The sequence below is a fragment of the Nostoc sp. UCD121 genome (genome assembly GCF_014222285.1).
Lineage (GTDB): Bacteria > Cyanobacteriota > Cyanobacteriia > Cyanobacteriales > Nostocaceae > Nostoc.
Genome location: NZ_JACKZS010000448.1, coordinates 1 through 1590 on the forward strand (window position 1 = coordinate 1; position 1590 = coordinate 1590).

The window sequence follows — 1590 nt, forward strand, 5'->3', positions numbered from 1 at the left end:
CCCCCACTGGGTGCAATTTTGCCCCCACCCCCCGTGCAATTTTGACTGGGGTTAATTTTGACTGGGGTTTCTTTTGCTGTCTTGATTTGTGAACGAAGTAATTGAATTTGATCAGGAGAAACCCACAAAGAAGGTGGAGTGGGAGTATAAATGTTGGTCGTTCCAATACGTTCTTGTATTTCAATCATTCCGGCGGCTAGTAAAAGCTTGATGGCATTTTTGGCAGTTTTGAGAGCGATGTAACAATGTTTAGCCATCTTCGGAATAGACTCAAAGCAACCGCTTACACCCGCTCTTCTTTGGATATGCGCGTACAGCCGGAATTCTGATGATTCAAGTGGATAATCATCAAAAAAACCGGGAATGAAGACTTCAAAAGCTGTCCGATTATTAAGCTGATTTTCTGCTAAAGTCATAATGATATACCTAATAAAAATTGCCTTCCCTCGAAAGTCTCTTAACAATCGAGGGATTTGTTTCTAATCACAAGTGAAGTTGGGAAATTCCCGAATTTGTATCTGTTGAGGAAATTCCGCAAGTTCGCCGCCTTTGGCGTGTTTCGTTTTAAAAGGTTGCTGATTCAAATAAACATTTGACCCCAATTGCTTGACAAACACAGGCGTTTTTGACTCGTTGCACTGTTTGACGAGAGACTCGACCCATTCGATATGGCATGGTCTAGAGTCTGGCCCTGATTCACCACCGATAATAAGCCACTGGACATCATTCAAATATTGGCTAATCTCGCCCAAATGTTTTAGTAATGGCTCAACTGACCAAAACCTAACACTAGCTGGAATTTGGGCAAGGAATTGACTACGTTCTTCAAGAGTGCGACGGTTTTCTATAGAAGTTCCAACCCAAATATTAGAAGGTAATTCCTCTAGCCCATGATTAGAGAGCCATTCATTTATAGATGACAACATAACTTCTGGGCGCTTAGTGAGGATTTGGAATATCTGCTTTGGCGCTACGAACATTCCATCTAACATTTCATGTTGCCAAGAACGTGGAATCCATTCACCAAAAACATCAGTCATTGAAGAAACGAAATGCTTCTTAGGTTTCCTTTGGAACCCCCATTTCCGAATAGCTTCTGTATCTAACACTAGCTCTGGTAGTTGCCCAGAGTAGGGTTGCTTATTCCCACCAAAAAAAGAATTTTGATTTAGCTTTTCGCTATAGCAATTTTTACACCCATCAGATATTTTTTGACACCACCAACCGCCTCGCTTGGCACGGATGATATTATCTGTTAAGTCTGCCCATTCTATATTTGTTGGCATGATTACTTTTCTCTCATTAACTTGAAATTGAACAGTTGAGTATGACTAATAAAACACCTCAAACGGAATATGATTCCCCGTGGAAGCAGATGTTGCAGTTGTATTTTGAAGACTTCATGCAATTCTTTTTTCCTCAAGCCCATGCTCAAATTGATTGGAGTAGAGGTTTCGAGTTTCTAGATCAAGAGTTACAACAAGTAGTTCGTGATGCTGAATTAGGAAAACGGCTAATTGATAAATTGGTGAAAATCTATCGCATTGGGGGCGAAGAATCTTGGCTGTTGATTCATATAGAAATCCAAAG

The 1590-nt window shown here is 40.6% G+C and carries 1 protein-coding gene and 2 pseudogenes; 1 reads left to right on the plus strand and 2 read right to left on the minus strand.

The genetic code is table 11. The features are described 5' to 3' along the window. Positions 1-416, minus strand: a pseudogene (locus GNF10_RS36750) (hypothetical protein); the annotation flags it as partial. 63 nt (positions 417-479) lie between these two features. Continuing rightward, positions 480-1286: a DUF5131 family protein gene (locus GNF10_RS36755; RefSeq protein WP_185583557.1), complete on the minus strand. Its 807-nt coding sequence runs from the start codon at positions 1284-1286 to the stop codon at positions 480-482. Between the two features lie 41 nt (positions 1287-1327). Here GNF10_RS36755 and GNF10_RS36760 point away from each other — a divergent pair. Further along, positions 1328-1590, plus strand: a pseudogene (locus GNF10_RS36760) (hypothetical protein); the annotation flags it as partial.

Bases quoted from the DNA above. Each gene is read 5' to 3' on its own strand.
- GNF10_RS36755 (WP_185583557.1), bottom strand. From the start codon at position 1,286: ATGCCAACAAATATAGAATGGGCAGACTTAACAGATAATATCATCCGT.